The 13407-nt window shown below is 39.5% G+C and carries 12 protein-coding genes and 2 pseudogenes; 5 read left to right on the top strand and 9 right to left on the bottom strand.

Annotated features, from left to right (window positions below):
* The first annotated feature begins 223 nt into the window (after positions 1–223).
* Positions 224–421, top strand: a complete 198-nt coding sequence (locus C427_RS22150; protein WP_007635963.1) for a hypothetical protein — start codon at positions 224–226, stop codon at positions 419–421.
* A gap of 42 nt (positions 422–463) precedes the next feature.
* Here the strand turns inward: C427_RS22150 and C427_RS22145 are convergent, their stop codons facing one another.
* From C427_RS22145 to C427_RS22135, 3 genes are read right to left on the bottom strand one after another with little or no spacing between them, the layout of a single operon-like run.
* Positions 464–1705, bottom strand: coding sequence for a mechanosensitive ion channel family protein (locus tag C427_RS22145; protein WP_007635964.1), 1242 nt, complete (start codon positions 1703–1705; stop codon positions 464–466).
* On the bottom strand, positions 1706–2602 hold the full coding sequence (locus tag C427_RS22140) for an acyltransferase (RefSeq protein WP_081588972.1): 897 nt from the start codon (positions 2600–2602) through the stop codon (positions 1706–1708).
* The gene (locus C427_RS22135) at positions 2595–3512 is read right to left on the bottom strand and encodes an acyltransferase (protein ID WP_081588973.1); all 918 of its coding nucleotides are present in this window, start codon (positions 3510–3512) and stop codon (positions 2595–2597) included. Before C427_RS22135 ends, C427_RS22140 begins: the two co-directional genes overlap by 8 nt.
* A 192-nt stretch (positions 3513–3704) precedes the next feature.
* Here C427_RS22135 and C427_RS22130 point away from each other — a divergent pair, with 192 nt between their 5' ends.
* The 4 genes and pseudogenes from C427_RS22130 (at position 3705) to C427_RS22115 (ending at position 10556) form a co-directional block, all read left to right on the top strand.
* Positions 3705–6599 (top strand): M16 family metallopeptidase, encoded by a 2895-nt coding sequence (locus tag C427_RS22130; RefSeq protein ID WP_007635969.1) that lies wholly within the window; start codon positions 3705–3707, stop codon positions 6597–6599.
* Positions 6600–6764: 165 nt separating this feature from the next.
* Positions 6765–8951: a DNA helicase RecQ gene (recQ, locus tag C427_RS22125; RefSeq protein WP_007635970.1), complete on the top strand. Its 2187-nt coding sequence runs from the start codon at positions 6765–6767 to the stop codon at positions 8949–8951.
* A gap of 87 nt (positions 8952–9038) precedes the next feature.
* Positions 9039–10056: pseudogene (gene dusA, locus C427_RS22120) on the top strand (tRNA dihydrouridine(20/20a) synthase DusA).
* A 218-nt stretch (positions 10057–10274) separates the two neighbouring features.
* Complete coding sequence (locus C427_RS22115; protein ID WP_007635980.1) at positions 10275–10556, top strand: hypothetical protein; 282 nt, start codon at positions 10275–10277, stop codon at positions 10554–10556.
* Positions 10557–10944: 388 nt separating this feature from the next.
* Here C427_RS22115 and C427_RS26600 read toward each other — a convergent pair whose 3' ends face one another.
* The 6 genes and pseudogenes from C427_RS26600 to C427_RS22095 form a co-directional block, all read right to left on the bottom strand.
* The gene (locus C427_RS26600; protein WP_153810638.1) at positions 10945–11100 is read right to left on the bottom strand and encodes a hypothetical protein; all 156 of its coding nucleotides are present in this window, start codon (positions 11098–11100) and stop codon (positions 10945–10947) included.
* Between the two features lie 329 nt (positions 11101–11429).
* A pseudogene (locus C427_RS25325) lies at positions 11430–11676 on the bottom strand (IS91 family transposase); the annotation flags it as partial.
* Positions 11677–11753: 77 nt separating this feature from the next.
* Positions 11754–12272 carry an ankyrin repeat domain-containing protein gene (locus tag C427_RS22105; RefSeq protein ID WP_015431362.1) on the bottom strand — a complete coding sequence of 173 codons (519 nt, stop codon included), beginning with the start codon at positions 12270–12272 and terminating at the stop codon, positions 11754–11756.
* Between the two features lie 73 nt (positions 12273–12345).
* Positions 12346–12852 (bottom strand): hypothetical protein, encoded by a 507-nt coding sequence (locus C427_RS22100; RefSeq protein ID WP_041250474.1) that lies wholly within the window; start codon positions 12850–12852, stop codon positions 12346–12348.
* Positions 12853–12896: 44 nt separating this feature from the next.
* A complete protein-coding gene (locus C427_RS24265; RefSeq protein ID WP_236613724.1) occupies positions 12897–13124 on the bottom strand; it encodes a hypothetical protein in 228 nt (75 codons plus the stop codon).
* Positions 13102–13368 (bottom strand): hypothetical protein, encoded by a 267-nt coding sequence (locus C427_RS22095; RefSeq protein WP_015431359.1) that lies wholly within the window; start codon positions 13366–13368, stop codon positions 13102–13104. Before C427_RS22095 ends, C427_RS24265 begins: the two co-directional genes overlap by 23 nt.
* Positions 13369–13407 lie beyond the last annotated feature (39 nt).

Raw genomic sequence — 13407 nt, 5'->3', positions numbered from 1 at the left:
ATTAAAAACAATAGGATAGGCTTTATTTAAGCTCGAGTATGGTGATGTTTATAAAAGTATTTAGTGAACACAACTAATAAGTGAGTTTTTAGACCACTCTTATTAGGAAGATGGGTGACATATGATACATATCAAGCAATATACCTTTTTCCTTTTATGTCTTTTGGGATCTAGAATTTTTGGTGCATAATATGCCTAGTTTAAGATAAGTAGGAATTGACTAATGAGTAACTGGCTCGAACCCATTTTATTTGGTTTTACATTAATTACCTTTGTTCTAGGTATTAGCAGCATTATTATGAGCTTTTTACCTACCCCAGAAGGTGAAAACGTTATGCAGTCGAAGGTTGAATACGGCTTTTTTGGGGCGTCAGCTTTTGCCTTATTCGCCGTATTTGTATATGCCTTGGCTACTGTTTAGTATCGATTATCCCGATGTTTAGGACACTTCACACCATATTTCTTAGGGTTTATCACTAACACGTTGATAAGCTCTTAGTCTGAACGCAGGCAATATTGCCAGTAAGTGATCAAAAATATCGCTTTGGATCCCTTCATAATTTACCCAATTTTTATCTGCACAAAAACAATAAATTTCTAGCGGCAGACCAAGTTCTGTTGGTGGTCTCTGGCGCACCATTAATGTCATGTCTTTGTTAATATCTGGGTGGTTTTCTAAGTATGCCTGCATGTAGGCGCGTAACGTACCAATGTTAGTAAGCCTACGACTATTGACTAAATCTGTTGTGTCGATTTTTTGTTCACTATGAAAGCGCTGCAGCTTTTCGAGCTTGGCTTGGATATAACTTTTTATGTAACGAATTTTAGTAAATTCATCCAGCATATCTTGGTCGCAAAAACGGATGCTTTGGATATCGATATTCAGTGAACGTTTAATTCGACGTCCACCACTTTCCATCATTCCACGCCAATTTTTTACTGGCTCAGAAATAAGCGCATAAGTGGGGATAGTAGAGATTGTTTTATCCCAATTTTGCACTTTGACCGTTGTTAAACCAACCTGTAATACATCTCCATCAGCACCATACTTAGGCATTTCAATCCAGTCACCGGTATTGACCATACGATTCGCTGCTATTTGAATACCAGCCACAAACCCCAAAATGGTATCTCGGAATAATAATAAGAGTATGGCGGTTACTGCGCCTAACCCAGAGAGCAGTAATAATGGTGACTTGTCCATTAAATTAGAGATGATTAATAAACCTGCGATGATCACCACAAACAATTTAGCCACTTGTATAAAGCCAGCAATAGGTGCTTTTTTAGCTAAATTCGAGGCATTATAACTGTCTTCTATAGTATTCAGCAGGGCACTAAGCGCCATCACTGCAGAGATCAGTACATAAATAACAGCCGTTTTTTGCAAAAACGCCAACAGTGAAGGGTTTTCAATCAGTAACTGACCGAGTAAATAGATGACAATAGCTGGGACGATATGCCCAATGCGTTTGAAAAAACCGTGTTGATGCAGCTCGTCGTCAAATTTGTTTTTGCTCTTGCTGACCAGATTACGTAGGCGGCTGTTGAGTAAGCTTTTGGTAAGCCAATTACTCACCCATGCGAGTAGCAATATGCCGCATAAAGCAATCACTTGAAATATCCAACTTTCTGGAGTGGTCTGAATGCCAAGATGCTCTAAAAGCGATAAAAGATTATCTGTAATGTATGGGTCTTTTTGCATTTAGTTTGCCTCTTTTAAACGTGTGATAAGCTTATCTTTGTTTTGCCAAACTGAATTTAACCAATTCTGAAAACATTGCTTAAACTCTTCATCGTTAAAATAATCACCCATTATTTCATCGGTAACTGGATGCACATTAACTCTAAGAACGACTTTTTTTAGTCGCCCACTTAACATTGCTATCATAGGGCTACCCTGCGTATCAGGATAAATAACCGTAACATCTAGCACGCTAGTGAATAACTCACCCATTGTGGCTAGTGTAAACGCAATACCTCCTGCTCTAGGCGGTAGAAGGTTTTCAAATGGACTTTGTTTGATTTTTTGTTTTTCTGGAGTGCAGCGATTACCTTCTACAAAGTTAATGACAGTCGTAGGTAACTGTCGAAATTTCTCACAAGATTTTTTAGTGGTAGTTATGTCTTTACCTTTTAAGTGGGGATTTTTTTGTAAGAAGGCTTTGCTGTACCGTTGCATAAACGGCATGTCTAACGCCCATGCACCAAGGCCTACAAAAGGTAGCCAAATTAATTCTTTTTTAAGAAAAAACTTTGGTGCAGGAATTTTGCCAGCAGCAAAATCGGTCAACAATATAATATCTAACCAACTAAGGTGATTCGCTACAATCAGATACCATTCTCTCTTACTCAGCTCACCTTCAACTACATAGTCTAATTCCACTTTGTTCATACATTTGATTAAGGCCACACTACAAAACCCAAATGCACACATCATGAAATTCAGTATGATATTAAGTGGTTTAGTAATAAATGAGAAAGGTAGGATAAATTTGAGCACACCAAGAAAAGTGATGGACAGTGCCCAAAAGGCAAGACTGATCATTTGTAAAGTCAAATGCAGTGGGAATACAATAAAACTCGGAAAAAAACTAAACATCTTTTGATTTCTCTACTAAAAGCGACTGCAAATCTTTGTCTTTTTGTTCCCATAATTCTGTTAACCACCTTTGAAATTTGACCCTTTGTGTATGGTCGTCAAAGTAGTCAGGCCCAAAGGCATCGCTATTAAGTAGTTCACGTATAGATAAAACTTTAATTTTCACTTCTACATTTTTGACTTTCCCACAGACAAACTCCCAATAAGTAGGTGTGCCTTGTGGATAGTGAATGGTTACATCCAATAATTTATGTAACTGCTCACCCATAGCCCCCAATACAAAGGCCATGCCGCCCGCCTTAGGTTTAAGTAAGTGTTGGAACTGGGACCCTTGTCGAGTCCGTTTCTGTTCAGTTAACCGCGTACCCTCAACAAAATTCATGATGCTTACGGGTTTGTAGCTAAATTTTTCGCAAGCCTTACGGGTATTTTCTAAATCTTTACCCTTCAAGTGAGGATGTTTGGCTAATAGCGCTTTGCTGTATCTGTGCATAAAAGGAAAATCTAATGCCCACCAAGCTAACCCAATAAAAGGTACCCAAATAAGTTCTTTTTTGAGAAAAAATTTTAAAAATGGAATTTTGTAATTAAAAACACGCTGCAATACCAAGATGTCAACCCAAGACTGATGGTTTGAAATAACTAAGTACCAATCCTTCTTACCTAAGCCTTCCAGTCCAGTCGCATCAAATTTTGTGCGACTAAATAGGTTTTGATTGCCGCTGTTAACTGATATCCAAAAAGTGGCACAACCATCTAGTAAATAAGACATAAACGTTTGCCATATTTTGATAGGTATTAACTTAAGAAATGAACAAATTAAAATCGGTATCAACCAAAAGATAGTGTTAATAAAATAACCTAATGAGGATATTGCCCCAAACAAGGGAGAAAAAATTGTCAGAAACATACTTTAAAACATCACCACTACAAAAATCTTTAGCAAGTTTAAACTAAAATCGTGTTTGACATGTAATTGAAATTCCCTCAGGCAGTATCGACAGTAGATTTTATTTATCTGACCGAGATTTCTGGATATGAAATGTGTAGTATCGCCAGCAATTAAACTTCTTATTTGTCTCTATGAATGGTTAATCATCTTATGAAAAAACAAATGCTAATGGTTGCAGGAATGGCGTCTATGTTATGTCTTGTAGCTTGTGACGTAAAAGATCCCAAACAATACATCAGCCAAATCGATAACAAGCAAGTTATGCCAGTCGTTGTGCCAGAGGGATTTAAAAAAATAACATCCGTAGCTAAAAAAGGTAATGAAATCCTTATTCCTTTTACTAAATATCAGCTCGATAATGGGCTAACGGTTATTTTACACCCTGATAACTCTGATCCACTCGTACACGTTGATGTGACTTATCATGTGGGTTCGGGTAGAGAAGACCCAGGTAAGTCAGGCTTTGCACATTTTTTCGAACATATGATGTTCCAAGGCTCAGAAAACGTTGCAGACGAACAACATTTTGGGCTGATTACAGAATCTGGTGGCACACTTAATGGTTCTACTAACACCGATCGCACCAATTATTATGAAACAGTTCCTTCGAATCAATTAGAACGGATGCTGTGGTTAGAATCTGATCGTATGGGATTTTTCCTCGATGCGGTGACCAAAGAAAAATTCGAAAATCAACGAGAAACCGTTAAAAATGAACGTGGTCAAAATTATGATAATCGGCCATATGGGTTGCTTAGGGAAAGAGTCGGTGAGGCTTTATTTCCTGAAGGACACCCATATTCATGGTCGACTATTGGGTATATAGAAGACCTGAACCGTGCAGACCTAAACGACCTTAAAAAATTCTTCTTACGTTGGTATGGACCCAATAACGCCACATTGACTATAGGTGGCGACATGGATGAAGCACAAACCTTGGTTTGGATTAAAAAATATTTCGGCGGTATTCCTCGTGGTCCAGAGGTGAAAAAACCTAAGTACACTCAAGTAACCTTGGATCAAGATCGTTATATCTCTATGGAAGACAATGTTAACTTACCTCTAGTTTATATGGCGTTTCCAACAGTGCATGTAAATCACCCTGATGAAGCACCTCTTGATGTGCTTATGTCTATATTGGGCAGCGGCAAAACATCTCTGTTATATAAAAACATGGTCAAAAATGGTAAAGCTGTTCAAGCTAATGCAAATCATTCATGTGCAGAGCTAAGTTGTCAGTTTGTGCTGCTGGCATTGCCAACACCAGGTAACACGTTGTCTGAACTAGAAACTATCATTCGTGCTTCACTAGAGGAGTTTGAAAACAGAGGTGGAGCAAAAGACGATGATATAGAACGAGTTAAGGCTGGTATTGTGTCTGATATGGTTTACGGACTTGAAAGTGTATCTGGGAAAGTGAGCCAACTTGCTGCCTATGAAACTCTTCGTTCAAATCCTGACGGAATTGGCGATGATATAGCTCGTTATGAGAACGTCACCAAAGATGATGTGATGCGAGTTTATAAAACCTTCATCAAAGACAAACATTCTGTGGTGATGAGTATTGTGCCCAAAGGCCAGGCAAAAAGTATTATTAAAGCCGATACATGGCAACGGTATGAACGAACTATCCCAGAAAACACGGGTGATAATAATTTAGTATTGCGCCCAGGTGTGTCTGATTTCGATCGGACTGTCATACCGTCTCCAGGTGAAAATCCAAGTATTAAAGTGCCTGATATATACCGCGTTGAAATCAAAAATGGTGTGAAAGTATTAGGAGCAGTAAATGAAGAAGTGCCCACCACGACTATTCAACTACGTATCCCTGCAGGTCAAACGCGAGAGGGTATAGATAAGTTGGGTGTCGCTTCTATAACAGCCTCTATGTTAGAAGAAAACACCTTAAAATCGACCTCTGAAGAGTTGTCGAACCAACTTCAAAAACTGGGTTCAAGTGTAAGCTTTAGCGCGGGTGACAATTTTACTACCTTAAGTATAAGAACGTTGTCTAAAAATATTGATCCCACTCTTGTGATTGCCATGGAGCGTTTAACGTCACCTAAGTTTGATACAGCTGACTTTGAGCGCTTGAAGAAGCAACAAATTGAAGGCTTAAAGAACGCTAAGAAAAATGCCGGTTCAATGGCTACCGAAATTTTCAGCAAATTAGTTTTTGGCTATAATAACAGTTTTGCCCACTCCAACAGCGGCACTATTGCTACTGTCGAAAAACTAACACTTGAAGACGTGAAAGCTTTTTATACGGCTAATTATGGACCCGCAAATGCTGAAGTGATCGTTGTGAGTAATGTAAATAGTGAGAGTATGACTAAACATCTTCAGACCCTGAATAATTGGACCGGACAATCAAGCCAAATGCCCATGCTTAATACATTTCCTCAGTTAGCAGCGGGTACTTTGTATTTTATTGATAAGCCAGACGCTGCACAGTCGGAAATACGTATCGGTAAACGTGCTTTGAACTATGACGCTACGGGTGAGTATTACCGTGCAGACCTAATGAACTATAATTTAGGTGGGGCTTTTAATAGTCGTATTAATCTTAATTTACGAGAAGATAAGGGTTACACCTACGGTGCACGTTCCTTATTTAATGGTAATGATTTTAGAGGTGTATTTAGGGCACAAGCTGGGGTTCGTGCAGATACGACGGCGGATTCTATCTTACAATTTAGGAATGAAATAAATGCATTTAAAGAAAATGGCCTCACAGATGAGGAACTGACATTCATGAAACGCGCTATTGGTCAGCGAGATGCCAGGGCTTATGAAACGCCAAATCAAAAGCTACGTTTCTTATCAGAGATAATGACTTACAGTCTTGATAAAACATTTGTAGATGATCAAAACACCATATTAGCGAATATCGACAAAGCAGAGCTAAATTTATTAGCTGCCAAACATCTTAAGCTTGATGAGATGATTACGGTAGTGGTGGGTGACAAGGCCAAGGTTATGGAAAGTCTAAAACCTATGTTTGAAAAAATTGTAGAGTTAGATGCAGAAGGTGCAACGCTTTAGCGATGTTTAAATAAGTTAACCATGAAGCCACCATTTTTAATCTATGGTGGCGACTTAACCTAATTTTTTGAGCTGCATTGTTTATTCAGAAATTAGGTTACTACTTTAAGTCCTAAATGTGACCACTACGTTATAGTTATAAGAGGTCAACAAGGAAGAACCACAGTGATTAATCAAGCAAACACAATTCTAAAAAGCGTATTCGGCTTTGATCAGTTTCGCGAGTCGCAAGAAGCCATTATCAGCAACGTGTTACACAAACAAAATACTCTGGCTATTATGCCAACGGGTGGCGGAAAATCGTTGTGTTACCAGATCCCAGGTACAGTGTTTGATGGTTTGACCATTGTTATTTCACCGCTTATCTCCTTGATGCAAGACCAAGTTAGGCAGCTTAACGAACTGGCTATTCCTGCCTGTGTACTGAATAGTTCACTTTCAGACAGTGATTATCAAAATAACTTAGACGCCATCAAACAACAGCAAATTAAGCTGTTGTTTTTGGCTCCAGAAACCGCGTTACAAAGTAATATTTTAGACCTACTCACACATTGTGATGTGGCATGTATTGCCATTGATGAGGCCCACTGTATTTCTGAATGGGGCCATGACTTTCGTCCCGAATATCGTCAGCTAAATCGACTTATAGAATGCTTCCCTAGAGCGGTATGTATCGCCTTAACTGCTACTGCTACACCGAGGGTGCGAGAGGACATTAAGCGGCAACTCAATATAGTCGATAGCAGCGAGTTTATTTCTAGTTTTGACCGTCCTAATTTATTTATTGGTGTGGTTCCTAAAGATAATCCCTATCTGCAGTGTAAAAAGTTTGTTGAGCAACACCCAGAGCAATCGGGGATTATTTATTGCCAATCGCGCAAAGGAGTGGATGAACTCACCAGTAAGCTGCAACAAGATGGTTTTTCGGCGTTGCCTTATCACGCAGGGCTGAGCAGTATTAAACGCAGCGAATACCAAGAACGTTTTATCCGTGATGATGTAAACATCATTGTGGCAACTATCGCGTTTGGTATGGGTATTAACAAACCTGACGTACGTTACGTATTACACTATGACCTGCCAAAAAATATTGAAGGTTATTACCAACAAATTGGTCGTGCTGGCCGTGACGGTTTAGACGCCGATTGTTTATTGTTATTCGGTTACGGTGATACCGGTAAAATTCGGTTTTTTATCGATCAGATGAGCAACGAGCAAGAAAAACGTCTGGCTAATATGCACCTTAATCAAATGTTAGCGTTAGCCGAAGCTGAAGATTGCAGACGTTCGCCACTACTCGAATATTTTGGTGAAAAGTCGACTAAAGAAAATTGCGCTAACTGTGACAACTGCACCGGTGAAAGCAAAGAAAAGTCTGACTTAACCGTACCCGCCCAGAAATTTTTATCTTGTGTGCACCGCACTGGCCAGCGTTTTGGTTCTAGCCATATTATTGATGTATTACGTGGCTCTAATGCTGAAAAAGTGCTGCAAAACCAGCATAACTTGCTTTCAACTTATAATATTGGCAATGAGTACAATAAAAAGCAGTGGATGACGTTGGCGCGGCAATTGATTCAAAAAGGGCTGCTTAACCAAGAAGAACAATTTGGCGGTTTAAAGCTAACGCAAAAAGCCGGTGATGTATTAAAAGGTAAGGTGCCATTTTTTGCCTTGTTACAACAACCTGTTGCTGCCAGTAGCCATACATCTAAAACACTTGTTAATCCGGGGGATCAGCAATTAGTAGCCATATTAAAAGCTGACCGTAAACGTTTAGCCGATGCAGCAAACCTGCCGCCTTACGCGATTTTTTCTGATCGCACACTCAACGAAATGGCTCATTTTTTTCCCCACTCCCAAGAAAGCTTGTTACGTATTCATGGCGTAGGGCAAGCCAAATTAGATAAGTATGGTGAGCATTATCTAGCCCTTATCAGCGATTATTGCCAGCAACATAATATTGAAGAAGTAGCTAATACTCAAACGGCCAGCAAAGCAACGGTGAGTAAAAGCACTAGTACAAATTCCAGTAGCCGCAGTGCTGAAATTGTTAGCGCTTATGAGGCTGGGCAATCGATTGTGTCTTTAGCCGAACAATTTAAGGTAAAAGACGGCACCATCATTAATCATCTATACCGGTATGTGCAAGATGGGCATGAGTTTAAGCAACCCACATTGTTGTTAGATCAATCAGGTTTGAGTCAAGACCAAATTGATTCAGCCTTAGCCGCATTTGCAGAATATTCTCATGAGCGTCTAAAGCCTGTCTACGATGCTTTGAATGAGCAAGCCACTTACGATCAATTACATTTACTCAGAATTTATTATGTTAGTCAGCTAACTGAATAAACTAAGTGTGGAATAAATAACCTGCACTAGTGCTAACTAGCGAAATCAGCTAAAATGCGCGCCCTAAAATTCCACATTGGCAATATAATGATGACTCAACCAATCAACCGCACTATTTCTGTCGCGCCAATGCTGGATTGGACCGATAAGCACTGTCGCTATTTCCTTAGACAAATTTCACAACATGCGCTTTTATATACCGAGATGGTCACCACTGGGGCGATTATTTTTGGCAAAGGCGATTATCTTGGGTTTAACCAAGAAGAGCACCCTGTAGCGTTACAACTAGGCGGTTCTAACCCGACTGACATGGCGCGTTGTGCCAGTGAGGCGCAAAAGTACGGTTATGATGAAGTCAATATCAATGTGGGCTGCCCTTCTGATCGTGTGCAAAATGGCAGGTTTGGTGCGTGTTTAATGGCTGAGCCAGAAACTGTGGCTGCATGCATTAACACTATGCAGGCAGAGGTGGATATTCCCGTTACAGTCAAGTCGCGTATTGGTATTGACGATATGGATGAATACGAAGACTTAACTCGCTTTATTGAAGTGGTTGCGGCCTCAGGTTGCAATACTTTTATTGTGCATGCCCGTAAAGCGTGGCTAAAAGGTTTAAGTCCAAAACAAAATCGTGATGTACCGCCATTGATGTATGACCGTGTCTACCAATTAAAACAACAGTTTCCCGAGTTACATATCAGTTTAAATGGTGGTGTTAAAACCTTAGATGATGCGCAACTGCATCTGAACCATTTAGATGGAGTGATGATAGGCCGCGAGGTTTATAGTAATCCTTATATTTTAGCGGAAGTCGACAAACGTTTTTATCAAGACCACTCTGTCAGTAAAACTCGCCCTGAAGTGGTGCTGGCAATGTTGCCCTATGTCGAACAGCAGATTGCTCTCGGTGCTAGGCCATGGAATATTGCTAGGCATATGTTGGGCCTATTTCAAGGCCAGGCTGGTGGGCGTATTTGGCGTAGGTACTTGAGCCAAAAACGGCACTAAAGCAGGTGTGGGTGTTGAACTGTTAACGGATGCTTTAGATGTATTGTTAGAGGCACAGTCCAAGGCCAAACAATTTCAATCCGAGATGGTTGGTTAAATTTACTAATGTAGTGGTAAATTTAACCATATTTTAGGCTGGGATAATATTTACTCAACTCTTCAATTTCTGGTTTAAAGTAAAAATATATATAAATCATATAGATAAAATTAATTTCATGATTGGCACAACTATCGCAAAGGATACTGCGACTTAAACAATAACTGTTCACACAATTGATAAACAGTTATTAACTTACTAAACCAAAGGAAAATATCATGTTCACTAAATCTAAAATCGCAGCCATCGCACTTACTTCAACTTTAGCTTTTACTGCGACTGCACAAGCTGAAAATGTTTCATTAGATAAATATGTAAGCGTTATGGTTAATCAAGCGATGGATGTTGCACAGCAAGAACTTAAAAACAATGTGCGTTCGACTATATTAACGGTAGCCAACAACGTTAGCTTTAACGAAGAAAAGAGTTACACCGCTAAAGTGTCTATCACAGACCTTCAATCTAAAAATGTTGAGGTTAGCAACACACAAGCTGAATAAGGAATTGACTATGTTTTATCAAATATCTTTATTTATCATGTTGTTGGCGCCAGTTGTTGCCTATGTGGCTGGGGCGATAATATTTAGCTTTGTTGAATGTGTGCGAAAGAGTTCAGCATTGACTAAATGCAGCAACACCATCAGTTATCGGAACGGTCTCTAATTGCAGTATTGACCGTTTTTGTTTTATCACCTTAGCTATCCTAGTACGCGGTTAAGTGTATCCCCAAAAAATTACTCCCTCAATTTCTGTGCTTTGTCATTTTGTATGGCAGTTTTACATACGCATATAAAATACAGCAACTAGTCGATAGATTTAAAGCAAAAGAATTTTTACCACTGAGTACACGGAGAGCACATAAGAAAAACAGGTGAAAAAAGAGAGTTGTTATTGAGTTAATGAGCTAGAGCTGACTGGCTCGAATGTGCCATTGAACTTTTGGTCAATCAATGTCACTGACCCTATCGATTTAGTTTCTGATAGAGCAACATTCACTTCGTTCACCGCAATCCTTTGCGGATTTTCGATTGGCATCCATGCCAAACGATTTACTTTTTACCTACAGCCACAAAAAGTAAACAAAAAGGGCCGCTCTCCAAATATGTTCTTCATCCAATAATCTATTCACTTTTGCAGGTCGTAATAATTCGTTTCCGACAAGCCATTACTCAATCGCCTGTCCATGGCGATTGCCCTACAAAAGTGAATAGATTATCGGCGAACATGCAGTCGAGGGGAGAGTTTAACGCACAGCTTCGCTGTTAGAGAAGGGACAACCATTAACATGGCTGTCCATGTAATTTTGTTTAGGACGCGAGTTGATGGATTGAACAAGAGTATTGTGAGGCAAGCAACTTGACCCCTTTTTTGTAGCCTGCTTTTTTAGTGATATGTGTAGCAAGTGTGCGATAGACAATACCCAGTACTTTTCCCATGATGTGGGGATAGCTGGCAAACAAAAACCTAAGTTGAAAAGGGAAGCTCAATACCCATTGCCTAATGGGCTCATGGGGCAACACATCATCTACCAGCAAGGCGGCGCTTTCTGCCATTCGCCGCGCACCGCACCGCAACTGGGACAAAAACCTCGGCGTTACAACTGAACGCAACCAAGTGCTGCTATTTCAATTGGTGTTATCAAAGCTTAGTGCAGTAGAAAAAACAGTCAAATTATTATGGGTGGCCTATTAAAGTTGTTAGGACATAAAAAAGGGTGAAATTTTCTTAACACACAACTTATTGTTTAATACTAAATCAAAATAGATTTCACGGTGTACGGGGTGGATAATTTCACCCAAGGACAATAATCGTTTAATATAATAGAAAACATTGCCAGAACCATCACAACCTGCCAATACAGTGCTCATTAAATCATTCGTAGTGTCTGAAGTTTTGGTACTTACTCCATTAGAAACTAAGTATTCAAACATGTTTCTTTTTCGTAAATCAGACAATGAATAATACAAAGCATTTCTGCCTTGAACATCTCTTAAGTCCAAGTCCATTCCGTAGTCAACAAATACCTTCGCGATTTCTACGTCTTGCCTTAGAGCTACTGCAAACAAAATATTTGCATTAAGTTCAGCTCCTCTATTTAAAAAATCCACCAGAACGTCTAATGGTGCACCATTAGAAATTGCTTGCGTTAGGGCGAAGGTCAACATAGCTTTATCTTCTAGGCCATCTATGTCGAAATTTTCAGTAGTTTTAAGCAAAGCATCCCATCTTATTCCCACAATTTCAAAAATATCTTAAAAGGTATTTAATATTGCTTTTTTCAACACTATTTCATCTTGTGATTGAAGGTGTCTTTCTTTGATGGTTTTGGGAATGAATTGTTTTCAAATTTTCAATATTTTGGCTAGAGTCAGAAAAGGTAGCTGCTAATTCATCAGTGATAATGTTACCAACTAGGTTTGGTTTAGGCTTTTCGTTAAGCTTATTTTCAATCTGCAAGCTACTGTTAAGATGATTTTTTGAAACTGAACCTCCTGTTTGGGGGACAGTTTGCGTAAAAAACACTTCGTGCCCAAATAATAGATACAAGAGACCAACGGCAGTTGTCAAAGCGCCAAAAATGCCTAGCATTAGTCGTGTTTTTTGATTCTTCATCAGTTCCTGATTGTAAGCGCTCACAAATATCACAATAACAACAAGCAGGAGTGTGACACAAACCGCAAAATTAATTAAAGGGGGCAGCATAACAGACATCAAAAACTGGCTTCCCCATAGCACACCCAATAGAACGGTATAGGTTACAAATATTTTCAAGTAAATATTTTTTTCTAAAAACATATAACACAATAGGTGGGCCTACTAAACCCACCTCTCCTAATTAATTAATCGCATATCGCTTTGTCATTTTCATAATCTTTATCGCAGTCAGCAACTGCAACTGCGAGAGCAATAGTAGCCGCACCGGCGCATGAAGCGGCTACATAAACCCCTAAAGGTGTCATTGTTCCAGCTGTACTTCCTCCAATTGCGGCGCCAAGAGCAACACAACCCACACTTGACAATGCGTGAACGGCAACGGCTATTATATTACATGTACACTTTCTCGCCACTTGCTTTAATCTCACACTTTTCTACATCATCAATTGATCCTTGAGTACCACCACCACCACTACCACCATAAGCACTATACCCAAATCCTGGTAGTGAAGAACTAGCGCCAAACCCAGAAGTAGAAGTGCCACTTACAGAAATGACCTCGAGCACTGCTGGAGGATCACTCTGTTGAACAAATGCCAATGTGTTTAAGGAAAAAACAACCGATATTATGGCAAGTAAATTTATATTTTTTTTCATCGTCTATACTCCATATAGTGTAATTATTATCCGTATCTA

Origin of the sequence: Paraglaciecola psychrophila 170 (genome assembly GCF_000347635.1) — a bacterium.
Lineage (GTDB): Bacteria > Pseudomonadota > Gammaproteobacteria > Enterobacterales > Alteromonadaceae > Paraglaciecola > Paraglaciecola psychrophila.
Note: the sequence above shows the minus strand (reverse complement) of the source record. Positions and strands in the feature narration are given on the sequence as shown.